The organism is Domibacillus tundrae, from assembly GCF_000970675.1.
Lineage (GTDB): Bacteria > Bacillota > Bacilli > Bacillales > Domibacillaceae > Domibacillus > Domibacillus tundrae.
The window spans coordinates 330810-353020 of record NZ_LAJA01000001.1; the positions used below are offsets into that span (position 1 = coordinate 330810).

A 22211-nucleotide genomic window follows, 5' to 3' on the forward strand; every position below is an offset into this window, starting at 1 on the left:
GGTAAAATTGAAAATGAAAAAATCTTATGAAGGAGGAGAACGATAAACATTAGTTGAACAAGTGGTTATGCAGATCGATCAAGTTCATTTTGAAGATGCATCAGTGATGACCGGTTTTGCGTGGCGGTCCGGCTTTAACTTTAATTTTGGAGGCTTAACATGACATTAACCATTGGATTTATCGGCTTTGGAAAAAGCACAACTCGTTATCATTTGCCCTATCTGTTGATCCGGGAGAACATCGTCGTAAAAACGATCTTTAACCGAAAATGAAAGCCTGACTTGGAAGAGGAGAAAAGCTGGTAAGGGACCGTGAGCTGTTAACGAACATGGAAATTTTAGAGCGGGGTTTTGAAGGATCGGGTCCACAGGCAGTGGAACTGAAATAATGTGAACAGGCAATTGAGAGGGGCCCATAAGATGATACTAGAAGCGGTCATGCTGCAGGTAAAATCGGGAATGGAAGCGGAATACGAGGAGGTGTTTCGGAAAGCGTCGCCGATCATTGCCTCGATGAATGGCTATGTATTAAATGAATTGCAGCGCTGCATAGAAGTGCAGGGGAAATATTTGCTGCTCGTGAAATGGGAACGGCTGGAGGATCATACGATTGGGTTTAGGCAGTCGCCGGAATACCTGGAATGGAAGCAGCTGCTTTACCGGTTTTACGATCCATTTCCCGCCGTCGAGCATTTTCAGAAAGTAGGGGTAAGTTTATGAATAAACAATTCCCAATTGGTCCATTTGAATGGACAGATGCGGTGACGGAACGGGTCGCAGCTGAATGGATAAAAGAAATTGAGGAACTGCCCGCATTGCTGCACCGAACTGTTGAATCGTTGACCAATGAACAGCTTGATACGCCATATCGGAACGGTGGGTGGACGGTGCGTCAAGTCGTGCATCACGTGGCGGACAGCCATATGAATGCCTATATCCGCTTTAAGCTGGCACTGACGGAAGAACTGCCCGTTATCAAGCCGTATGACGAAGCCGCCTGGGCGGAACTTCCAGATAGCAGCATGCCGGTCGATGTTTCTCTTGTATTGCTGGAATCGTTGCACAAGCGGTGGACACGCCTTTTGTCTGAATTACAAACAGGCGACTTGGAAAAAACATTCATTCATCCGGACTCAGGAGAAGTGACGGTAGGTGAAAACATTGGAATGTACGCCTGGCACGGCCGCCATCATCTCGCACACATTACGTCATTATGTGATCGAAATGGATGGAAGTAGCCTGGATTTATCAGTCTGAAGCAGCTTATATGGCTGTAGTAAAGCGGAATGAGGTAAAAGAAACGTGCATTCAAAGTAAAACCTGAATGCACGTTTCTTTTATCCCTTTACATCAATTGAGTTTCCGAGCGTCGGATGCGGAGCCTGCAGCATTTGCACCATTTGATTGGCGTTTTGCTGGGCCATGTCCATCGTTTTTTTCGTCAGCGCCAAACCGATATTTTGGCCGAGAGAAGCCTGGCTCATTCCCATTGATAAAGCAGCAATATCCAAAAAAGTCACCTCCTTATTCTCTTATCGGTTCGTTCAATTGAAAGTATAGAAGGTTGGAAGAATAATGTGTTTTCACTCAATTAATCCAGATATTTTTCAATAAACGCCTGTTCTTCTTCAGCGGTCATTATGCCTGTTGCCTCGCCAATTTCGGCTTTTCTTTTTTGTTTTTATGAGAAAGAAATGAAAAGATATTATCGATATTTGTCGAATGAAAAAATTAGGTTTTTTCTTTTTTCTGTAGCAATATAGAATTATGTTACTTGATGTGTCATTAACAAAGTGAGTTTAGAATAGACTTTGCGCTCTTATGGTGCAACTTATCTATACATCGGAAAGGATATAACTGATAAAAGGGAGCAAACAGAGTCTCTTCTGCGAAAATCAGAAAAACTGGCAGTGGTCGGTCATCTGGCTGCTGGAATCGCTTATGAAATCAGAAATCCCCTCACGTCCATCAAAGGATTTATTCAGCTTATTCATGCTGAGACGGATCAGCATAAAGAATTTAAAGAAAAAGGAACAGGACTCGGGCTAATGACCTGCTTAAAGATCATTGAAAATCATAAAGGAGATTTTAAAATTTCGAGTAAAGTAGGCAAAGGCACAACGATCGAGGTTTTGCTGCCTGCCACCACACCATCCAGAAGAAAAAGAGAAAAGCAAATACCCTGGATTCTAAAATAAGAAGGAGCATTAGACAGTTTTATATAAATTGCATACTTGTATAGGGAAAAAGCAAAGTTCATCCAATACTAATAAAAGAGGAAAAAGTGGGTAAAGTATCTGCAGAAATAACTTTAGATATAGACATGCATGAGAGGAGCAGATCATATGGGAAAAATTGAAGTGGGCGACATTTTTACGTTGGTTGATGAAAATGACCAGGAGCAGGAAATTGAAGTATTAGGCACGTTAAGTATTGATGGAACAGACTATGCTGCTGTCGCTTTTACAGAAGAAATCGAGGAAGAATCGGACGTAGAGGTGAATGTCTTCTTTTTAAAAGGTGACAATAATGAGCAATTATCGGTTATTGATGATGATGAAGAGTTCGACAAAGTATCCGCAGCGTTTCAGGATGCCGAAGAAGAGTAAGGGTATGTGTAGAGCCTTTATTTTGTGCAGAGGCTTCAGAGTGTAGATAAAGTCAGAAAGCAGGCTGAAGCCTCTATTTTGTGTAGAGGCTTTTATCTTTTTGACGTGGAAACGATGAAGGGATTGCGAGTCATGCGTGATTTAGTGAAAAAAAGAAAAAGCCAAGTGCGGTACTGTGAAAAATTAAGCAATGGCCAATCCGTGCACGTGTATTTTTGGCGCGAAAAAGAGTTTGTCTCCGGTCAGATGGTATATGTCTGGAATGCAGCTGCAATTATCACCGACTCCAGGAAGAAAGCGAATAACTGGAAAAATCACAACCGGCGAGGCATAAAGGAAAAAGCCACGGGAAAAGCCGGGCTTGAAGGACTAAAGAAAGCACTTGATATCATTCTTGAATTCAAATATCGCTTAAAACCAAATGAATATTTATTTGTTGTTTTTGATGATGAAAAAAGAAAAAAGGCGTATCGATGGCTGGAGCGGTACGGATTTATGGAGTTTCACAAAAATGGAAAACTGATAGCGTACGGCACATTTAACCCATTGCTCGGACAGTGGACACAACAAGAATAAAATGAAGTGTTTGTCACGAAGCTGAACCGTCTATTATTGCAGGCGGTTTTTTCTTATTTTATTTTTACTTGAATAGTTATAAAGATGCGAGAAGAATGTCCATGCAGTCCTAAGGAAATGCGATTCGTGAGGGGGAAATGAATTGTTGACGCTAATTAAAAATGGTGAAGTGTATGCGCCGGCATACAGAGGAAAAAAAGATATGCTGCTCGCAGGGGGAAAGATCGTTGAGATGAAAGATGAAATTGATCTTTCAGGAACGTCATTATCCGTACATGAAATCGATGCGGAAGAAAAGCTGATTGTGCCCGGATTTATTGATGCCCATGTTCATTTAATTGGCGGTGGCGGAGAAGGGGGCTTTAAAACCCGGACGCCTGAAATTTCTTTAACGGATGCAACGCTTTCGGGGATTACAACGCTTGTCGGTGTACTGGGCACAGATGGGACAACGAGAAGAATGGAAAGCCTTCTGGCAAAAGCACATGCGCTTGAAGAAGAAGGAGTGACGTGCTTTGTTCATACGGGTTCCTACCAAATACCGGTGAAAACATTGACTGGCTCCATCGAAAGCGACCTGATCTTCATCGATAAAATTATCGGGGTTGGAGAAATCGCCATTTCTGATCATCGTTCTTCTCAGCCGACCTTCAATGAGCTCGTGAAAATAGCGGCAGCTGCACGAAATGGCGGGATGCTGTCAGGAAAAGCCGGGGTGCTGGAAATTCATGTCGGTGACAGTGCAGACAAACTCCGGCTGCTGGAAGAACTGGCGGCCAACACAGATATTCCGATTCGTCATTTTCATCCAACACACATAAACCGAAACAGGGAATTATTTGATGCTGGTATTCAGTACGCATTAAAAGGGGGGTATGTGGACTTCACGACAAGCAGCGCTGGCCAGTCTCGGAAGAAGGAGAAGGAAAAAGTAAAGTGCAGTAAAGCGCTTCGCCTCATGCTTGAGAAGAGAGTTTCCATTTCGGCCATTACCTTTTCTTCAGATGGACAGGGAAGCTTGCCGATCTTTCATTCAGACGGGGAGTATGCGGGTCTTCAGGTTGGGAAAGTAAAATCCTTGTATGACGAAGTGAAGGATGCCGTGAAAAACGAGGGGATTCCATTGGAAACAGCATTGCGGGTCATTACCTCTAACCCCGCGGAAATATTGAAATTGCATACGAAAGGAACGATTGAGAAAGAAAAAGATGCAGATCTAGTCCTGCTCGAGAAAGATAGTCTGACGATTCATAGCGTATTGGCGAAAGGACGCCTAATGGTTGAAAATAAACAGCCAATTGTCAAAGGAGCATTTGAATAAACGAACTAAATTCAACAAAAAAAGAGCAGACGTTCATATCTGCTCTTTCATCATTATTGCAAAGAAAATACGACCATGATGCGGGATGTTCATTTTCTTAAATACCCTGTATGCCTGCTGCAAGCGCGATGTTATTGGCTGCGGAACTCATCTTCGAAATAAAAGGTTGCTGAGTGTTCTTTTACCGTATAAGAGTACGCCTTCATGGTCTTGACATACTGCCATTTATTTATGGTTACTAATTCATCCGTTTCTTTTATTCTTACTACTTCCCCAGTACGGTACTTGTTTTTTTCTGCCATCTTTACACCTCTTTTTTTCAAAATAAATAAGCATGTTTAACGCTGCTTATTTATCATCTTTTGCTTTTTCTACTATCCGTATGCCAATTAGTAATTGTGTGGTTTGATACTTCAGAAACTCAATATCCTGTAACTTCGGGTCTAAATGTGAAATCTCCACTGTGCTTTCAGGATTTCGATGTTCGTGGTCTTGTTTAATTTGTTCCATTTTACGATCCAATTCCTTTTGGTTATTGGCGAAAGTAAGTTTAGTCATTGAAGTCATGTACCAACACTCCCTTTAAAGCGATCTGGTGTGAATAAATTTTTTTGTGACATACGGTGAGGTCATAACCAAGAGAAGGGCTCCTTAGTCAAGATTGAACGCTACTTCATCTCTGCTTTAAAATCGACTTTCTTTGCATTTATGCATCAGGTTAGTGGGTATTTTACATTTTTATACATAAAAAAACACCTTACGGGTAATAAAAGAAAGCAAGCAGGCTGACGGCCAAGACATTAATCATGTAAGGTGTTTTTAAAATAAGACATTTATTCAATCCCTTATCGTTAAGTATACCATAAAATACTCCATCTTCACGAACTGCGATGAAATTCGAAGTCATTTACATAAATGGCCGTTCCCGGGATCTCAATATCATAAGGGTCTTTGTTTTTCACAACCGCTGCGATTACCTCCTGAAAAATTTGAATAACAGCTCATTTTCTATGTTCAACGAAATAAAGCAAATAAACAACTATTTTGGAGTGATTCATATGCATTAAAAAAATCGTTCATTTAGAGAATTCTTTTGTTATAATGGGGATTTGATTGTAGGAAAGAAAGAAGGAAAGAAGGCCATGCGACGCAACAACAAGAAACAGCTGTGCCCTTTAGAGCATTCATTTCTAGATTCTGTTTTAAATAAGGGGCTAATTATAGTTACATCGAACGAACAGGGGAAAGAGTGCGAATTTGATTTCCATTTTCCACTTGCATTAAAACGAGAAAAGACCAGCTATTCTGATCGAACAAAAGAGCGGATTCACGATCACGTGAGCTTAACCGTTAAAACGCTCATTGATACAACGGTAATGCCTGTTGAAAGGAAAAATAATTAAGCTGGAAGGTAATGACGTTTTTGCTAGTCTCCTGCGCGGAGCAGAGCAATTAAAAAAATAGCGGAACCGGCTTACAGCTCGTTATTCCGCTACTTTTTCCAAATTTCCGTTTCGCTCCATTCTGAATTTTACAGAAGCAGGTACTTCCTCTGAAAAAACGACTAATTTCCGGGCACGCTCCATAATCTGCATGAGAGATTCATAATCCTCCTGCATCGACGTATAGCCTTCTTTTAAGTGATGAAGTTCTTTTTTCACGGCTTCAAGTTCACGTTGCAGCCGGCTGTTTTCTTCCTGTAAAGACGCGGCATTCTCCGCTGGTGCAATGGTTGTTAAGTACTGAATAACATCTGACATTGTTATATCATTCTCTGACTCTTTAGGAATGAAAAAAGGTAATTTGTTTGCCGTTTTCTTGCCGACTTGCCTGCTTTCTATGCGATTCCGCTGTTTTCTTTCTTTTTTAGCCATTTCCATGTCTGGAATATAATATTGGCGGACGACCGCATTCCAACGAAATCCGCAGGCAGCCGCAGTACGGTTTAATATCTCCCCCACTTCCTCAAATGCTTTCAATTGGGTACTTCCTACTTTGACATGTTTTAGTACGGCAGTGGCGAGAAGGAGATCATTTTCTTTTGACCAAGCATCCTGACGAATATTCAACATGTTTCACTCCCATCCATTTTTAATTGATATAGTAAAATCTAAATTACTCGCGCTAGATATAAAGAGTCTTTCTATTTTAATGTTAGTTTATTCACATCTATATAGATTTATGCTTTTAAAAATCATTGTGTTTTTTGAATGGCCTGCTTTGGCGTATGTTCCGGGTTGTTGATTGCAAAAGCGTTTTATAGGTTATAATAATTGAATTGACAGGGGAAAAGAGGAGAGTATAGATGAATTTGTTTTTGAATTTTTCTACTTACATTTATGAAAATATGGAGTCCTTAGCTATTGAAGTAGTTGAAGGTGTCTTGCACAGAATGAAATTAGATATTCCCGAATGGGAGAAAGAACAAGCGATTAACATGTATGTGGAGCTTTTACGATTTATGGGGGAATCGTTTGGGAATGAGGGAAAGGAATCAGTTCCTGAATTTTTTATCGATTGGAGTAAAAAAAATGCGGCCATGCAAATATCTTCAAGAGGGAAAATGTCAGAAATCGCCGTTCGTTATCCGCCAACAAGAGATGTTTTTACGGAAATCGTAACGGAAATCAGTATAGAGCTCGGTTTGTCTGTAAAGGAAAATGCACTCATTATAAAACGCATAAACAAATTGTTAGACATTAGCTTAAATGAAACGATTTTCGCTTTCGAGCAGCTTTTTGAGGAAGCCAGGGAAGAAACCCAAAAAGAGCTGGCAGCATTATCAGCGCCTATTATACCTGTTAAAGACGGCATCGTCATTCTGCCCTTGATTGGCGATATCGATACCTACCGGGCAAATTATATTATGGAGCATGTGGTGCCGAAAATAGCAGATATGAATATAAATTATGTGATTGCAGACTTTTCAGGTATTTATACGATTAATGTAGACATTGCCGAATACCTTCATCAAATAGGGAGCATGTTTCAATTAATGGGTATTCATGTACTGACTACAGGTTTGCGGCCTGAACTCGCCCAAATTGTCGTTAATAGCCATATTAATATCTCTGCTATCGATACATTTGCTAATGTAAAGAAAGCGTTAGAAAGTGTAAAGTAACACCGGACATGATGCAGCGGCTAATTGAAGTTCCTCTTTATTCAAGAAGAAGCTGGCTCAAGTTATAGATTGAGCCGGTTCTTTTTACATGAGTTTGATAGACTGGATACACATAAGGTTCCTTTGGTTCAGCAATGATTTTCCACGAGGTGATTTTCAGTATGGGCATCTCAGATCCATCATATTTAGTGAGTTCAATCGTTCCTTCTACTTCCAGCCACGTATCCTCCTGTTCCACAGTGGAGGCCCCGTCAAATTCTGCAAAACCCAATGCTGCTCGCATCCGCAATACAATGGGTAATGAGAAATCGTGTTAAGGCGAGCTGATTGGACTCGAAGCCATCCTCTTTATAAACAAATCCGGTCATCTTCACGGTGCGGTCCATGTATTTTTGAGGCTCGGTGCTGATCCGTCCTTAATAAGGCTCAAATACATCCTCTTCCATATGGATAACAGGATCATTTTCCAATTGATTCATGCTTTCGTCAAATTCACTTTGCTTTATTTCTTTTCGATCGACAACTACTTCTTCCTGGCCATAAAGAGACTGATTAGGTTGTCCATTTTCCTGTACGTGCGTTTCAGCGGTTTTCGATGTTAAAACAGTTCCTTTTTTAGCGGCAATCGAAGCGCCCAGCGTTTGAGGCGGCAATAAAAAACAGGTGATTAACGGGGAGGCCAAAATGGAATACGAAATGTTTTTTTACCAGGCGAGCCGAAATGACTGTGATCGTGACTGCATCCATGATGACAGTCGTGTTCCTGCTTATTCTTTCTGCCCCATATTCGAAAAAGCTGAATGAATCAAAGAAAGAAAAATACATAAGCCGCTGACTTCACGTTAAAGAAACTGATGAGCATGAATGTATTTTTTAAGTCGATCATTGGACCATAAATTAAAAAGGTAAGAATAGAGGAGGTGGGGAACAGATGACGGAAGGAAGTGCCAATAAACGCATCTGCTTCCGAACAAAGAGATAAAACGTACGCAAGCCCCATCATGACAAGTGTAGATGAAACCCAGCCTTCTCCGGCCTGCAAAAGAGATTGAGCAGCTACGTATGTTTGAACAAATGCAGCAAAAAAAGCCCCCAAAATCAAATATTTTCCCATGTCAAAAAATTCATCAATGGAGTGTTTAAGCATGTCCCAAATCCGCACCGAAAAAGAAGCTTTTTGCTTCGTTTCATGCATCACCTCTTTATACGGCTGTAATTTCAGCTGATTCTTTTTAAAAAACAGGCTGACAATTAAAGCGATAATCATTGCTGCCAGAAAACCGACACCCATCCGGAGTCCAGCTATTTTTATATCATTTCCAAAGGCCATATACGTAGAAAAAATCACAATGGGATTTATGAGCGGTCCCGTCAACAAAAAAACGACGCCCGCATAAATGGGAACGCCTTTCGCTGCAAGGCGGCGGACAATTGGCACAATTCCGCATTCACAGGCTGGAAAACAGGCACCGATCACAGAGCTCATCAAAACGGCTGCGAACTTATTTTTAGGCATCCACTTTGCCACTTGCTCTTCACTGACAAAGATTTGAATACAACCGGATTAAAGAGGGAAAGAAATTTGGGAAATACCTTATCCCTACGTTTGAGTTAACCGATAGCGATGTCCTTTTTGACATGATCAGCTAGTATGGGAAATCCTTTTAAAGCCGAAATCGGGACATCAAGGCAAAGGAATTGTCACTGTTGAAAAGAAAAGCATCAGCTGATGGAGGCAGGGAACAGCACCACTTACAAAAAAAGAAACTGCTTAAGTGGTTTTCTGACCACATCCAGCCAAATGAGTACATTGCACAGCCTTTTCTTTCTTGCCGGCTCAATACCGGCCATGTGTATGATTTGCGCCTGCATGTTCAAAAGAACGGGATGGGGGAATGGGTGATCACGTCTATTTATCCACGGATAGGCCCGATCGGGAGCATTACGTCCAACATGGGCAGCGGTGGATACACGGGGTACCTGGATGATATTTTAAAAAAGGAATTTCCAGATTCCTGGCGTGAGATGCAGACGGAGGTTGAGCGGTTTGCCATTGACTTCTCTACTCATTTCGAGTCTTTATATCATGATGTTTTATTTGATGAATTAGGGATTGATGTAGGCATTGATGAGAATCAAAAATTATGGTTATTTGAAGTGAACTGGAGACCCGGCGAACCGGTGATTTTTAATTGTGAATTGGATGTGGCCCGAAATACAATCCTGTATGCAAAATACTTGGCTGAACGAAAAAAGTGAAAATTATTCGGTCGTCAGGGGGGGTATGAAAACAAATACGTCGATTCTTTTTATGCAGGCCATTCGTTCGCCATCCCGTATAACAGGCCATTCATGATCAAGACCATTTGACGTTCGCAAAAGGGGAATTTTGGCCTTTGCGAATTTTTTTGTTTAAACGCGACGATTCATTGTTTCGCTTTGGAAAGCGTCAAAGAGAATGGAGCGGCACATTCATTGGCTATAAAAAAGCGGCCTGCCCGTTTGCGCATGCCGTTTCGATCTATCATATAGGATTATTTCGCTTTTTTCAGCATAAGCACGTCTGCTCTTGTTTCAAGCAGTTCATCAGACAGGATGGTCATTTTAGCATTGACTTTATCCAGCTTTTGTTCCAGTTTATCCATGCGGCTTGTCAGCCGTGATTCGGTTTCTGTTATTTGTTCTGACAGCCCCGCCACCTGTTTAGACAAATCCAAAATTGCCTGTAAGATTACCTTTTGATCGACTTCGCTCACGTTATTTCCTCATTTCTGCTGAGTGTTTCACAAGGCCGGTTTCTTTATCAACCTATTCATTTTACCATGTTCCGATCTATTTTAATAGAATCGAAAAGATAGGCTTTTTACCAATAATTTGAATAAGCAGCTCGTTTTTCATTAAGTCTGTGTTCTAAATGAAACCACTCTTATTGAAACAGCTGAATTAAAAAGAGGACAGGAAGAATCTTAAAAAGGCATAGATGAACATATATATTTCGCGATGAAAAAACTGCGTCCCAATTGTTATAGTGTGTTTAACAATTGGAATGCAGTTCAAAACGGGCGGCAGTTTTTAATCGCGCGGCAATTTGTTTTCTAAATCCCGGACTCTTTTTTCTAGTTTTTTTACTTTTGACTGTGCATCAAATACAAATGTTAACGCGAGTAACGCAAACACAAAACCGGTTACTTCCATTTGCTGCACCACCTTTAGGTATACATACGAATAAAAATTGAAATTGTTTCATATTATTGGTCTTCTTTATGAAGCCATCCGAGCAGTGTTGTGAGCTGCCTGTTTAACAAATCACGGTCATTAGGACTTGTGGCATTTGCGCTAAAACCGGCTTCTGTCAGCCCTGCCCGCAGCCGCTCCAGCTTTTTTTGATCACGATCGAATAAAGTGCGTGTTTTCTAGAGGAAAAAATCATCATAATAAAACAAAATAATGGAATGAAGCAAATGAAAAAAACGTCCGTCGAAACGGCCGGCTTGTTAATGTGCTTTTTCTAAAGCGAGCTTGATCCCAAAAGCGATGAGAACCGTGCCTGTTATGCCTTCCATAATCGTCTGGGTTTTTGGCTTGTTCATAAACACGCGAATGTGATCAAGCAAATAAATATAAAATAAAAACCAAACAGCAGTCAAAAGAATGTAAGTGATTCCCATTGTCAAAAATGGAAAAAACGTGGAAGTGCCGGCATCAACGAACTGCGGCAGGAATGTTAAGAAAAAAACCGCCACTTTCGGATTAAGCAGATTTGTTAAAAATCCCTGCTTAAAAAAAGAAGTTCCTTTTGCCGCATGAACCTCCTCAGTATCAGCGCAATCGTCTTTGCGCTTGTTACGAAGCGCCCATAATGTTTTCACGCCGAGATACATTAAATACACAGCGCCTGCATATTTGAAAATAGAAAAAACGAAAGCCGATTTTACGATAATGGCGGACAAGCCGACTACCGCTGCCAATGTGTGAATAAGCAGCGCGCAGCATGTCCCAATGACCGTTTTCAAACCGCCTGTCCGCCCTGATGTCAGCGTATTTTTCGTGGCGATGGCCGTATCCGGACCCGGCAAAATAATTAACAATACACACATAAACAAAAATAAATAAAAGTTTTCCAATTCTTCACGTCCTTTCAAATTAATGTACCATATCCTTTCAAACGTGCAAGGCTCTTTTTGGGAAACTTTGTATTGTATAATGAGAAAAGAAAGCAGGTGAAGAAATGCCGACGATTCAGCATGAAATCCGGATTAACGCGCCCATCCACATTTGTTTTGATCTAGCGCGAAACGTGGAGGCCCACGTCCGATCCACCGCGCGGACAAAAGAGCGGGCTGTCGGCGGTGTGACGTCAGGTTTACTGAAAGCAGACGATACGGTCACGTGGGAAGCATTCCATTTCGGTATCCGGCAGCGGCTGACCACAAGAATTACGGAGATGAACCCGCCGTCTGAATTTATAGATGTGATGGTAAAAGGCGCGTTTCAGTCGTTTACGCATCACCACAAATTTTTCCGAAATGGCGAGGGAACGGTGATGAAAGATACCTTTCAGTACAAAAGCCCCCTCGGTCTTGCCGGGAAAATCGCTGACCGGCTTTTTTTAGAAAAATATATGCGGAACTTTATTGTAACCCGTGCGTGCGAGCTGAAACGGATGGCTGAACAGAATTTAAGCGGCTGAATGAAGACGGAATTTTGTGGAAGGAGAACAAGGATGAGGACGATTTCACTTATCAGGCATGGCAAATCTACTTATGGAATACGCGGAAGAGCATCATGCTGTCGTATTGATTGGACACGTTTTTTTAATCAGCTGCTGGCAGAGGAACTAAGAGAAAAAAGGCTGGGCAGGACGAAAAAAACAAACACAAAACATTGGTATAGCACGACCTATTCATTTGGTTAAGGGAAAGGGGAAAGGTTTTGATAAAAGCGATTATTTTTGATTTTGATGGGCTAATTGTTGACACGGAGACGGTTTGGTATGAGGCTTATAAAGAAACGATGGGTTTTTATCAGGCTGATTTGCCGCTTGAACGGTTTGTTCACTGCATCGGGACAGATGATACGCTGCTTCATGCATTTTTCAGAGAACAGCTGGGGGAAAGATGTAACATTGACGAAATAGAAGCCAGGGCAAAATCTTTACACAAAGGAAAGATGAAAACTCCTCAGGCACGTGAAGGGGTGAGAGAGTATTTAGAAGAATCTAGAAATATGGGATATAAAATTGCACTTGCGTCCAGTTCCACAAGGGAGTGGGTCACCCATTATTTACATGAACTCAAACTGCTGCACTATTTTGACGTAATGATCACGCAAGACGATGTTCAGAAAGTAAAACCGGCCCCCGACCTGTATTTAAAAGCAATCGAGGTCTTACATATCCATTCTTCAGAAGCAGTCGCTTTCGAAGATTCCTTAAATGGATGTCAAGCAGCCGTAACGGCCGGATTAAAGTGCGTGATTGTGCCCAATCCGGTAACGGAATCTCTGCCCTTTGAAAAACATTCACTGCGCCTTGCATCCATGGCGGAAAAAAGGTTAATGGATGTCATAGAACTGATTAAGCCATCCTAAATAACGCGCCATCACAGCAGCAGCCAGGAGTCGGGAGCACGTAGCCCGCACATGATAACGATCGATCAGCTGAAGTGCGAAATCGGCCCAAAAGCAACCAATTTGCTTTTGACCATTATGAAAAGCGGTTCGCTCTTTTGTCATGAAGTGTGAACTCATTATTCGTGAATTGTGCGGGTTTCATGAGAAAAGAACAACTGTTTAAAACGATAGAAGGTGTTTAACCTCGTTCTATTCTGGTAATAGGAAATTAATGAAAAAAACAAAAAGGAGACGATATATAATGACGAAAAATGTGCAAATCGGCAAAACAGATCTTCATGTGAATCCTATCGGCTTTGGAGCGAACGCAGTAGGAGGTCATAACTTATATCCGAATTTAGATGAAGAAGCGGGCCGTGAAATGGTCCGGACGGCGCTTGATCACGGCGTGAATTTTCTTGATACGGCATTTATTTACGGTCCAAAGCGCTCAGAAGAATTGATTGGCGAAGTGCTGAAGGAACGCGGGAATCGTTCAGAAGCGGTGATTGCGACAAAAGCGGCACACGTCCTAGGCGAAGACGGCGAGAAATTCGACAATTCACCAGCGTTTTTGAAAAACTCAGTAGATGAGGCGCTTGGCCGCCTTCAAACGGATTATATTGATTTATTTTATATTCATTTTCCAGATGAGCGGACACCGAAAGATGAAGCCATTGGGGCGTTGAAAGAACTGAAAGACGCTGGAAAAGTCCGCCATATCGGCGTCTCAAACTTTTCGCTCGAGCAGCTGAAAGAAGCAAATAAAGACGGACATGTTGACGTGTTCCAAGGTGAATACAATCTGCTTACGCGCGATGCGGAAAAAGAATTGTTTCCATATTTAGTGGAACAAAATATTTCGTTCGTGCCGTACTTCCCGCTCGCATCTGGTTTACTGACAGGCAAATACGACAAAAATGCAACGTTTGATGACTTGCGCAACGGTCTTCCTTATTTCCAAAAAGATGTATTTGCATCGAACCTGGAAAAAGTCGAGCAAATTCGGCCGATTGCGGATGCGAAAGGGGTTGAGCTTGCACATGTCGTTCTTGCCTGGTATTTAACACGCGACGCGATCGATGTGATCATTCCGGGAGCGAAACGGGCCGACCAAGTGCTGAATAACTTGAAAACACTTGATGTTGAACTGACGGAAGATGAGATTAATAAAATTGATCGGGTTTTCCAGCCATAATGATTCGTTAAGGAAAAATACATTTATTTAGAAATATGAAGAAGAGATGTCTCAGTTTGTTTTGAGACATCTCTTTTTTATGTTTCATTATCTTCATTTAAGGCAGCTATTTGCCTTTTTTATCTAAAATGAAAAATTTTTAATAAAAAAATTAGAGGATTTTTATTTTGGATTCATAGGAACTTCATGACCGTGGGGTATTGTGTTCCTGTAAGACAAAACAAGTAATCAGGAGGAAGTTTATAATGAATAAAAAATTTTTAGTTCCTGCATTAGCTGCAACGATTCTTGGAGGAGGAGTTGCTGGTTCTGTATTGAATCTTTCTGCATTTGCAACAGGCAATACGGACAGCGCACAAACAGAAGTCTCTGAAAAAGACGAACAAAAACAACTGGAAAAAGAAGCAAAACTAACGAAACAGGAAAGCATTGATATCGCGTTGAAAGAAGTACAGGGCAGTGCGTCTGATGTAGAGCTTGAAAATGAAGATGGTGTTGTCATCTACAGCGTGGAAATTACAGATGATCAGGGTCAAAAACACGAGGTCGCGGTGGATGCGAATACAGGCAAAATTTTAAAAGTTGAAGCAGACGATGAAGAGTCAGACAAAGAAGGTGGGGAAGAAAATGACGCGGAAGAACAAAAGCGTCTTGAAAAAGAAGCAACGTTAACAAAAGATGAGAGTACAACAATTGCCCTTAAAGAAGTACCAGGCAAAGTAAAAGACGCAGCACTTGAAGATGAAGACGGCGTTGTTGTTTTTGCAGTAGATGTGATCGATGAATCAGGCCAGGAACAAGAAGTATTAGTGGATGCGAAAACAGGCAAGGTGTTACAAGCAGAGGCTGACGATGAAGAAAACGATGGCGAAGAAGACGACGATGCTGAAACAGATGATGATAACGAATAAGACAGCATGATCAGAATCCTATTTGCTGCAAGCAAATAGGATTCTTCCTTTCATTTTAATAAAAATGTCCGCCCCGAATAAACTAATTAGCTGAATAAATCCACAGGTGGTGGTATCGATATGAATGTAAAACATCAGCTTACATTTGCTTTTTTAGTCACGTTGCTATCCCTTCTCGCGTTTAGTTTTATAGCTGTTCAAATCAGCACAGAAAAAATTGGACATTTTGACCAATTGATTATAGCCTTTATACAAGAACTTGAGTCACCGTTTTTGACGTCAGGCATGAAATTTTTTACGTTTATTGGTTCTTACATGGGGGTTGTCCTGCTTACCGTTCTCATTTTATGTATTTTCTCAAAAATCGTGCACCAGCGTACTGAACTTATTTTATTTGTTATGGTCATTACGGGTTCTGTTGTTTTAAACCGCCTCTTAAAAGAATTTTTTCATCGTGCGCGGCCGGATTTGCACCAGCTTATTGAGATAGGCGGTTTTAGTTTTCCAAGCGGGCATGCCATGAACGCTTTTACGGTATACGGCATTTTGACGTTTTTGCTTTGGCAGCATATCCCCTCCAAATGGCTGCGCGTGGTGTTGATTTCTTTCAGTGTTTTCATGATTTCAGCCATTGGCATAAGCCGCATTTATTTAGGTGTGCATTTTCCAAGTGATATTCTTGGCGGTTACTTTGCCGGCGGGTTCTGGCTTTCAATCGCCATCGGATTCTTTCAGGATTACAAAGAAAAACGATCGTATTCAAGCAAGGCGATGGAAGAAGGGAGATAGAAGATGCAAACGATCTTAATTATAGAGGACGAAGAAGGAATATCAGAGTTTTTAGAGCTTGAACTCAAATATGAAGGATACACAGTTGAGACTGCGGATGACGGCCGGAAGGGGCTGGACATGGCCATCCAGCAGGACTTTGACGTTATTCTCCTCGATTTGATGCTTCCCGGGCTAAATGGAATTGAAGTGTGCAGAAGGTTGCGGACGGTCAAGGATACACCCATTATTATGCTGACAGCAAAAGACAGTGTCATGGACCGGGTGATGGGTCTTGATAATGGCGCGGATGATTATTTGCCAAAGCCATTTGCTATTGAAGAGCTGCTTGCCAGAATGCGGGTGATTTTTAAACGCCAGGAACGAATGGAATCAAATCAGATGAAATCATTAACATTTAAAGAACTGGAGCTGGATTTGGAATCGCGGCTCCTGTCAAAGGAAAATGAAACGATCGAGCTTACGAATAAAGAGTTTGAACTTCTTTCATTTTTTATGAAAAACATTAATCGAGTGTTAACGAGGGACAGGCTGCTCGAGCATATATGGTCGTATGATACGGCCGTCGAAACAAATGTCATCGATGTGTATGTCCGCCATTTGCGGACTAAATTAAATATCAATGAAAAAGAAGCATATATTCAAACCGTAAGAGGAGTCGGATATGTGATGCGGGAGTGAAGAAATGGAGAAATTATTATTCTGGTTTGCCGATTAAATGGAAGATAACCCTTTGGTCCTCTGCATTCATGTTTATTCTCTTTCTTTCTTATTTAATTCTGCAATACCTCATTATTGAGCAAAGAACGCTAAGCTACGAAAAAGAAAACGTCAATCATCAGCTGGAAGAAATTCTTGTCTTCATTGAATCGAGCAATGAGCCGCTTTCAGCAGAAGAAATACAACGCAGCGAAAACGACTTTTCAAGAATTAATAATGAAGATCAGCTCATGCGAATCATCGATGAAAAAGGAAATATCATTATCAGCGTTTCCAATGATTTGGCTGAAACGGATATCTCTCCTGCCTCTGTCAACAGCAAGCGTTTTGAAGTAATTCGAAATGGTGAAGATCCACTCCTTATTTTAAGAGCACCGGTCGCAAACGCTGAATTTACCGGAACGGTTGAAATCATCCGAAGCATGGAGATGTTTGATGACTTTATTGATAACATCTTCGTGATTTTAATTGCGGCAGGGGTTGGCGGTTTGCTGCTGAGTTTTCTTGGAGGAACCTTTTTATCCAAACAACTATTATCCAATGTACGGGCGATGACCGAAACGATGCAAAAGATTAAAGTGAATGGGCTTGAAGAACGTGTTCCCATTAACGAAACGAATGATGAAATTGCGCAGTTAGGAAAACTGTTTAATGAATTAATGGATGATCTGGAAGCATCCTTTTTGCAGCAAAAGCAATTTGTAGAGGATGCCTCTCATGAACTGCGAACCCCTTTGGCGATTATCCACGGCCATCTCGCTTTGTTAAACCGATGGGGAAAAGATGACCCTGAAGTGCTGGCAAAATCGCTCGATTCCAGTTTAAAAGAAGTTGACCGCTTAATTAAGCTTGTTCAAGAGCTGCTGGAGCTTTCAAGAGCGGAAGCGGGAACAGTCGGACCGATTGAGGCCGGTCCACTCATCCAAACGGTAAAACAAAACTTTGAACTGCTGCATCCTGACTTTACGTTTATCACACATATACAGGAAAACATCCCGTCCGCTGCGATACCAGCCCGTCATTTGGAGCAAGTATTGATTATCCTGCTCGATAATGCGGTGAAGTTCTCACGGGAGGAAAAGAAAATCGTGATTGCCTGTACGTTTGAAAATCAGGCCATCAGGATAATGGTAATGGACCGGGGAATCGGGATTCCTGAACAAGATATTCCTTTTGTTTTAAACAGGTTTTACCGGGTCGATAAAGCGAGAAGCCGTAAACAAGGAGGGCAGGGTCTTGGACTTGCCATCGCGAAACGCTGGATTGAAAAATATAACGGCACCATCGGTATTCAAAGCGGCGAGGGAGAAGGAACGACATTTACGATTGCGTTTCCAATCTCGGATCAGCGCGATTGAAGCAATTTTTCTAAGGAGCGTGAATATAGAAAACTGGATTACAGATTAAATGAGTCAATACGGATATATGGGGATTTTTCTCCTGATTGCATTAGAAAACATTCTTCCGCCCATTCCATCAGAAGTTATCTTAACATTTGGCGGATTTATGACAACCACTTGCAGGAAAAGCAGTACTGTGAAAAAAAAAAGAGAAGATGTCTCAGGTTTTTTGAGACATCTCCTTTGAATTATATTTCGGCACTTCCTGAATGAAAAAGGGCGTGAGCAGTCGTACCAGCGTCTGTTTTTCGTTTTATCACTCCCGTTTTCACTTTAACCGAGGGAGATTACTTTTTTTGCGTCCGCCATAAGTTCATCGGCTGTTACATATGGTTGATCAAGCTGAAGCATCCGGCGAATCGTGTGACGTGCCGCAGGGGAAAGCACAAGCTCTTCTTCCCAGCTTTTTTCTTTTTTTGACGCAGACTCGAACGTGGAATACAACAGGAACAGCGCAAAATGGCCGAGCGCGAAAAAGTCGCTTCTGACAGACAGCTCCCGAAACAGCGGATGCTCTTTTTTTTGTTTGCGGGGTGAAGAGGCGATCTTGCTGTCCAGTAACCGGGCCAAGCCGAAATCAATCACATACACGGAAGCGCCGTCCCATAAAATATTCGGGATGCGCAAATCGCGGTGGATAATGCCTTGCTTATGGAAGTATTGAATCACATTGATCACATCGAGCAAAATCAAAAATGTTTCTTTTTCGGTGTATACCTTGTTTTTGTTGAAAATCAACTCTTCAAAATTGGGCGCGTCGATGAAGTCCATGACAAGAAACGGAACTCCGTCTTCCTCAAACGTAGCCACAAACTGAGGGATAGAAGGATGTTGGAATTGCTGCAAAAAGTCCGCTTCCTGCCAGAAATATTGTACTTCTTCTGACTTGTGCCGTTTTCGTTTTCGCAGCTGCTTTACGACCACAGTCCTGCCTGTTTGAAGATCTTTCGCTTTATACGTAAGACCGTAGCTTCCTTTGCCGATCAAGCTGTTTAGCTTAAAGCGGCCGCGGACCAGGGTATCTGGTTTCAGCGGCCGTTCAAATAGCGCGGAGAAAATAATGTCCACTTTACTTAGCTGCTGTAAGAGCTGTAAGAAGATCCGCGTTTTTTCTTATAGTAATGATGCCCGTGCTTTGACGAGTGATGAGAATGCTTTCTAGACCGGTGATCACTGCTGGAATAACGGCGGCCATGAGAAGACTTTTGGTTTAGTAATTGTTTAAGGAGTTTCTTTAACATAAGATCCCTGCTTTCCTTTTTTTCTTATTTACGAATCAAAATGGAAATTGGTTTCATTTTAATTTAAAATCGCCATGTTTACTAGCTGGACCATAACTGATGGGAATGCACTTTTAGGTATTTAACAATATGGATATGCTTAAATAAGTGAAAGAAGACGGGGCAGTCGTCCGGCTTTATTCGAATTGGATGATTACGTCGTGGCGTCTGAGATCGAACGAACATAGTCATGACGCAAAAGAAGCCGTTTTTCACAACAGTTTCTTTTGTTTTGGAAAGAGCGCATCCATGTTTATTATTTCACCTGGGATGTATCTTGATTAAAGAAGTTCACAAATCGCTGCGTCTGAGTATTGAGAGACTGGGCTGAATTGGCGATTTTTATGAAGTCTTCACCGGCCTGTTGAATTTCGATTCGGCTTTCTTCGACATTGGTCTGAACGCGTGTCGTACCACCGGCGATTTTTTCAATTTCTTTTGTTATGGCTTCAATGTTATCGCGGATTTCAATAATGGATGATTCGACGTTAGAAGAGAGTTTGCGCACTTCTTTGGCGACGACGTCAAATCCGCGGCCGTGTTCGCCGGCACGGGCTGCTTCAATCGCAGCGTTGAGCGCCAGCAGGTTTGTCTGCGCGGCGATGTTACGGATCGTCTGGACAATGCCGGTGATTGATTCTACCTGTTTTTGCAGGTTAGTCAATGTTTCTGTATTTTCGATGGACTCACCGGTGATTTTTTGGATGCTTTTAAGCAGTTCGTTGCTGCGCTCAATGCCGGTTTCAGACCGGATGCTTAACTCACCGGCTACCCGCTGCAGTTCACCCGTTACCTGTGTAATCGTGTCGTGGTCTTCTGTAATATCAGTGGCGACTTTTAAAACGCCGGTGACGCGATTGCTGCCGGGATGAAAAATAGGCATATAGGTCGCTTCCAGCCAGATCGCCTGGCCATTTGCATCCATACGTTCAATTTTATCTTGAAACGTTTTTCCTGAAAACAGGCTTTTCCAAAATGTTTCATAAGCCGCACTATTCGCGAAGTGTGGGAAACAAAGTTCCTTGTGGTACATGCCTATCAGTTGTTCGGGTGTATAACCCACTGCTTTGGCAAAATGATGATTGACGTATTCGACCCGGCGGTCCAAATCGAAACGAATAACGGCCAGACTTGCTTCAATTGTCTTGCCGATAAGAGAATCATTAAACCCTGCATTTTCCGTCGTCATATTCTTAGTATCCTCCTAAAAACTGTTGAGAAATCTCTATATTTACAGTAAATACCGTTTTAATAGTTAAATACTATTGTAAGCAGTTGCTGAATAAGTAGCGATAAAATTCCAGGATCATAACGTTGGACACGTTCAGCAGAAAAACGAGTTCAATTGCTGGGCGATTTTGACAAAATCCGCTATACTGGTCATATTGTAAAGTGAAAGAAGGCTTTTGTTTAAATGGCTTCTTTGGTTTTGGGAGAAAGAGAGGGGTTTATAGTTTGGATGTAAGACGCAGCAGCAAGCGGACCCAAATGGCCATGCTTCTCGGGGCGCTTGGCGCAATGGGACCTTTTACGATTGATATGTATTTGCCGTCGTTTCCGACCATTGCGGATGACTACAGCACGACGGCATCGTTCGTGCAAATCAGTTTGACCGCCTGTTTAATCGGCCTGGCACTTGGACAAATTATCATTGGTCCGATGAGCGATGTGCGGGGGCGGAAAAAACCGCTTACTTTTTTCTTGTTTTTATACTTTATCGCATCCCTTTTATGCGCTTTTGCGCCATCGATTTACTGGTTTATTGCGGCGCGCGTGATGCAGGGATTTTCAGCAGCCGGTGGACTTGTCATTTCACGCGCAGTCGTTCGGGATATGTACAGCGGCCGGGAACTGACGAAGTTTTTCGCCTTGCTTATGCTCGTCAACAATTTAGGCCCGATTTTAGCGCCGATCATTGGCGGCGGTGTGCTGGCATTTACCGATTGGTCCGGTGTCTTTCTTGTATTAAGTGCCGTTGGCATTATACTAATGCTTGTCGTGATATGGAAATTGGATGAAACGCTTCCGGTGGAAAAGCGCCAGCCAAGCAGCATTACACAGACGTTCAGAAGCTTCGGTTCCCTTCTTGGCAATCGCGAGTTTATGGGCTATGCGCTGGCACAGGGCATAATGGTCGGCGGCATTTTTGCTTATGTATCCGGCATCCCTTTTGTCTATCAAAATATATATGGCGTGTCGCCGCAGGTATTCAGCTTTTTATTTGGCCTGAACGGAATTGGCATTATGATCAGCACGCAAATTGTGGGCCGGTTTTCGGACAATATTCCGACGGAGCGTTTTTTGCGGATCGGCTTGTTTATGTCTGCCGCTGCCGGGACGGTCTTGCTTGCCATGATTTTGATTCACGGCCCGCTTTACTCGATTGCGATCCCGCTCTTCTTTTTCGTTTCGTCCATCGGTATTATCGGAACCTCGGCATTCTCGCTCGCGATGGAAACGCAAGGGCACATTGCGGGCAGCGCTTCGGCATTGCTCGGCTTGCTTCCATTTGCGCTAGGCGCCATGACGTCGCCGCTTGTGGGCATTGCCGGAGAAAACACAGCCGTTCCAATGGGTCTGACGATCTTTGGGGCCAGCATGCTGGCAATGGTCGCGTATTTCGGGCTTGCCCGCAGTGCGAAAAGAAGCACACAACCTTAATCGGTCGTGTGC

General features: G+C 42.3%; 28 protein-coding genes and 3 pseudogenes. 18 read left to right on the plus strand and 13 right to left on the minus strand.

The features are described 5' to 3' along the window. Window positions 1-420 precede the first annotated feature (420 nt). Window positions 421-720 (plus strand): antibiotic biosynthesis monooxygenase family protein, encoded by a 300-nt coding sequence (locus VQ00_RS01600; protein WP_046178373.1) that lies wholly within the window; start codon window positions 421-423, stop codon window positions 718-720. Then, window positions 717-1238, plus strand: coding sequence for a YfiT family bacillithiol transferase (locus VQ00_RS01605; protein ID WP_046178374.1), 522 nt, complete (start codon window positions 717-719; stop codon window positions 1236-1238). Before VQ00_RS01600 ends, VQ00_RS01605 begins: the two co-directional genes overlap by 4 nt. A 99-nt stretch (window positions 1239-1337) precedes the next feature. On the opposite strand, the gene VQ00_RS17930 is transcribed toward VQ00_RS01605, so the two are convergent. Continuing rightward, complete coding sequence (locus VQ00_RS17930) at window positions 1338-1511, minus strand: YjfB family protein (protein WP_082091426.1); 174 nt, start codon at window positions 1509-1511, stop codon at window positions 1338-1340. Window positions 1512-1835: 324 nt separating this feature from the next. Here VQ00_RS17930 and VQ00_RS01610 point away from each other — a divergent pair. From VQ00_RS01610 to iadA, 4 genes and pseudogenes are all read left to right on the plus strand, one after another. Then, a pseudogene (locus VQ00_RS01610) lies at window positions 1836-2198 on the plus strand (ATP-binding protein); the annotation flags it as partial. Between the two features lie 147 nt (window positions 2199-2345). Next, on the plus strand, window positions 2346-2609 hold the full coding sequence (locus VQ00_RS01615; RefSeq protein ID WP_046178376.1) for a DUF1292 domain-containing protein: 264 nt from the start codon (window positions 2346-2348) through the stop codon (window positions 2607-2609). A gap of 114 nt (window positions 2610-2723) precedes the next feature. Continuing rightward, window positions 2724-3185, plus strand: a complete 462-nt coding sequence (locus VQ00_RS01620) for a hypothetical protein (protein WP_172645524.1) — start codon at window positions 2724-2726, stop codon at window positions 3183-3185. Window positions 3186-3327: 142 nt separating this feature from the next. After that, entirely contained in the window at window positions 3328-4506 is a 1179-nt protein-coding gene (gene iadA / locus VQ00_RS01625) for a beta-aspartyl-peptidase (protein ID WP_046178378.1), read from the plus strand. Window positions 4507-4637: 131 nt separating this feature from the next. On the opposite strand, the gene VQ00_RS18760 is transcribed toward iadA, so the two are convergent. Together VQ00_RS18760 and VQ00_RS01630 are read right to left on the minus strand one after the other, a co-directional pair. Then, window positions 4638-4808, minus strand: a complete 171-nt coding sequence (locus tag VQ00_RS18760; RefSeq protein ID WP_172645525.1) for a hypothetical protein — start codon at window positions 4806-4808, stop codon at window positions 4638-4640. Window positions 4809-4854: 46 nt separating this feature from the next. Continuing rightward, complete coding sequence (locus VQ00_RS01630; protein WP_046178379.1) at window positions 4855-5073, minus strand: hypothetical protein; 219 nt, start codon at window positions 5071-5073, stop codon at window positions 4855-4857. Window positions 5074-5615: 542 nt separating this feature from the next. Here VQ00_RS01630 and VQ00_RS01635 point away from each other — a divergent pair. Beyond that, window positions 5616-5909 (plus strand): hypothetical protein, encoded by a 294-nt coding sequence (locus tag VQ00_RS01635; protein WP_156153945.1) that lies wholly within the window; start codon window positions 5616-5618, stop codon window positions 5907-5909. 81 nt (window positions 5910-5990) lie between these two features. Here VQ00_RS01635 and VQ00_RS01640 read toward each other — a convergent pair whose 3' ends face one another. Then, complete coding sequence (locus VQ00_RS01640) at window positions 5991-6575, minus strand: RsfA family transcriptional regulator (protein ID WP_046178900.1); 585 nt, start codon at window positions 6573-6575, stop codon at window positions 5991-5993. A 236-nt stretch (window positions 6576-6811) separates the two neighbouring features. Between VQ00_RS01640 and VQ00_RS01645 the strand changes: the two genes are divergently transcribed. Beyond that, window positions 6812-7630: an STAS domain-containing protein gene (locus VQ00_RS01645; protein ID WP_046178381.1), complete on the plus strand. Its 819-nt coding sequence runs from the start codon at window positions 6812-6814 to the stop codon at window positions 7628-7630. A 37-nt stretch (window positions 7631-7667) separates the two neighbouring features. Here VQ00_RS01645 and VQ00_RS17600 read toward each other — a convergent pair whose 3' ends face one another. From VQ00_RS17600 to VQ00_RS01660, 4 genes and pseudogenes are all read right to left on the minus strand, one after another. After that, window positions 7668-7901: a TIGR03943 family putative permease subunit gene (locus VQ00_RS17600; RefSeq protein ID WP_052728275.1), complete on the minus strand. Its 234-nt coding sequence runs from the start codon at window positions 7899-7901 to the stop codon at window positions 7668-7670. After that, window positions 7882-8016: a TIGR03943 family putative permease subunit gene (locus VQ00_RS19465; protein ID WP_425388341.1), complete on the minus strand. Its 135-nt coding sequence runs from the start codon at window positions 8014-8016 to the stop codon at window positions 7882-7884. The genes VQ00_RS17600 and VQ00_RS19465 overlap by 20 nt, the downstream gene beginning before the upstream one ends. A 30-nt stretch (window positions 8017-8046) precedes the next feature. After that, on the minus strand, window positions 8047-8283 hold the full coding sequence (locus VQ00_RS01655; RefSeq protein WP_245617992.1) for a DUF1980 domain-containing protein: 237 nt from the start codon (window positions 8281-8283) through the stop codon (window positions 8047-8049). Between the two features lie 152 nt (window positions 8284-8435). Beyond that, a pseudogene (locus VQ00_RS01660) lies at window positions 8436-9194 on the minus strand (permease); the annotation flags it as partial. 143 nt (window positions 9195-9337) lie between these two features. Here VQ00_RS01660 and VQ00_RS01665 point away from each other — a divergent pair. Then, window positions 9338-9889: a YheC/YheD family protein gene (locus VQ00_RS01665; protein WP_046178383.1), complete on the plus strand. Its 552-nt coding sequence runs from the start codon at window positions 9338-9340 to the stop codon at window positions 9887-9889. Between the two features lie 275 nt (window positions 9890-10164). Here VQ00_RS01665 and VQ00_RS01670 read toward each other — a convergent pair whose 3' ends face one another. The 3 genes from VQ00_RS01670 to VQ00_RS01675 form a co-directional block, all read right to left on the minus strand. Then, window positions 10165-10386 carry a hypothetical protein gene (locus VQ00_RS01670; RefSeq protein WP_046178384.1) on the minus strand — a complete coding sequence of 74 codons (222 nt, stop codon included), beginning with the start codon at window positions 10384-10386 and terminating at the stop codon, window positions 10165-10167. Between the two features lie 316 nt (window positions 10387-10702). Further along, window positions 10703-10825 carry a hypothetical protein gene (locus tag VQ00_RS19305; RefSeq protein WP_281175882.1) on the minus strand — a complete coding sequence of 41 codons (123 nt, stop codon included), beginning with the start codon at window positions 10823-10825 and terminating at the stop codon, window positions 10703-10705. A gap of 299 nt (window positions 10826-11124) precedes the next feature. Then, window positions 11125-11754 (minus strand): LysE family translocator, encoded by a 630-nt coding sequence (locus tag VQ00_RS01675; protein ID WP_046178901.1) that lies wholly within the window; start codon window positions 11752-11754, stop codon window positions 11125-11127. 104 nt (window positions 11755-11858) lie between these two features. Between VQ00_RS01675 and VQ00_RS01680 the strand changes: the two genes are divergently transcribed. The 8 genes and pseudogenes from VQ00_RS01680 to VQ00_RS19005 form a co-directional block, all read left to right on the plus strand. Continuing rightward, the gene (locus VQ00_RS01680; RefSeq protein WP_046178385.1) at window positions 11859-12320 is read left to right on the plus strand and encodes an SRPBCC family protein; all 462 of its coding nucleotides are present in this window, start codon (window positions 11859-11861) and stop codon (window positions 12318-12320) included. A 245-nt stretch (window positions 12321-12565) separates the two neighbouring features. Continuing rightward, window positions 12566-13219, plus strand: coding sequence for an HAD family hydrolase (locus VQ00_RS01685; protein ID WP_172645537.1), 654 nt, complete (start codon window positions 12566-12568; stop codon window positions 13217-13219). Between the two features lie 283 nt (window positions 13220-13502). Beyond that, on the plus strand, window positions 13503-14438 hold the full coding sequence (locus VQ00_RS01690; RefSeq protein WP_046178387.1) for an aldo/keto reductase: 936 nt from the start codon (window positions 13503-13505) through the stop codon (window positions 14436-14438). Window positions 14439-14683: 245 nt separating this feature from the next. After that, complete coding sequence (locus tag VQ00_RS01695; protein ID WP_046178388.1) at window positions 14684-15349, plus strand: PepSY domain-containing protein; 666 nt, start codon at window positions 14684-14686, stop codon at window positions 15347-15349. Between the two features lie 120 nt (window positions 15350-15469). Beyond that, window positions 15470-16138 (plus strand): phosphatase PAP2 family protein, encoded by a 669-nt coding sequence (locus VQ00_RS01700; protein ID WP_046178389.1) that lies wholly within the window; start codon window positions 15470-15472, stop codon window positions 16136-16138. Window positions 16139-16141: 3 nt separating this feature from the next. Continuing rightward, a complete protein-coding gene (locus VQ00_RS01705) occupies window positions 16142-16819 on the plus strand; it encodes a response regulator transcription factor (protein ID WP_046178390.1) in 678 nt (225 codons plus the stop codon). 68 nt (window positions 16820-16887) lie between these two features. Continuing rightward, window positions 16888-18216: a sensor histidine kinase gene (locus VQ00_RS01710; RefSeq protein WP_082091429.1), complete on the plus strand. Its 1329-nt coding sequence runs from the start codon at window positions 16888-16890 to the stop codon at window positions 18214-18216. Between the two features lie 49 nt (window positions 18217-18265). After that, a pseudogene (locus VQ00_RS19005) lies at window positions 18266-18373 on the plus strand (DedA family protein); the annotation flags it as partial. Between the two features lie 158 nt (window positions 18374-18531). Here VQ00_RS19005 and VQ00_RS01720 read toward each other — a convergent pair. Both VQ00_RS01720 and VQ00_RS01725 read right to left on the minus strand, forming a co-directional pair. Next, entirely contained in the window at window positions 18532-19326 is a 795-nt protein-coding gene (locus VQ00_RS01720) for a serine/threonine protein kinase (RefSeq protein ID WP_046178393.1), read from the minus strand. A gap of 468 nt (window positions 19327-19794) precedes the next feature. Continuing rightward, window positions 19795-20727: a methyl-accepting chemotaxis protein gene (locus VQ00_RS01725; protein WP_046178394.1), complete on the minus strand. Its 933-nt coding sequence runs from the start codon at window positions 20725-20727 to the stop codon at window positions 19795-19797. A 266-nt stretch (window positions 20728-20993) separates the two neighbouring features. On the opposite strand from VQ00_RS01725, the gene VQ00_RS01730 reads away from it, so the two are divergent. Next, on the plus strand, window positions 20994-22199 hold the full coding sequence (locus VQ00_RS01730; RefSeq protein ID WP_082091430.1) for a Bcr/CflA family multidrug efflux MFS transporter: 1206 nt from the start codon (window positions 20994-20996) through the stop codon (window positions 22197-22199). Window positions 22200-22211 lie beyond the last annotated feature (12 nt).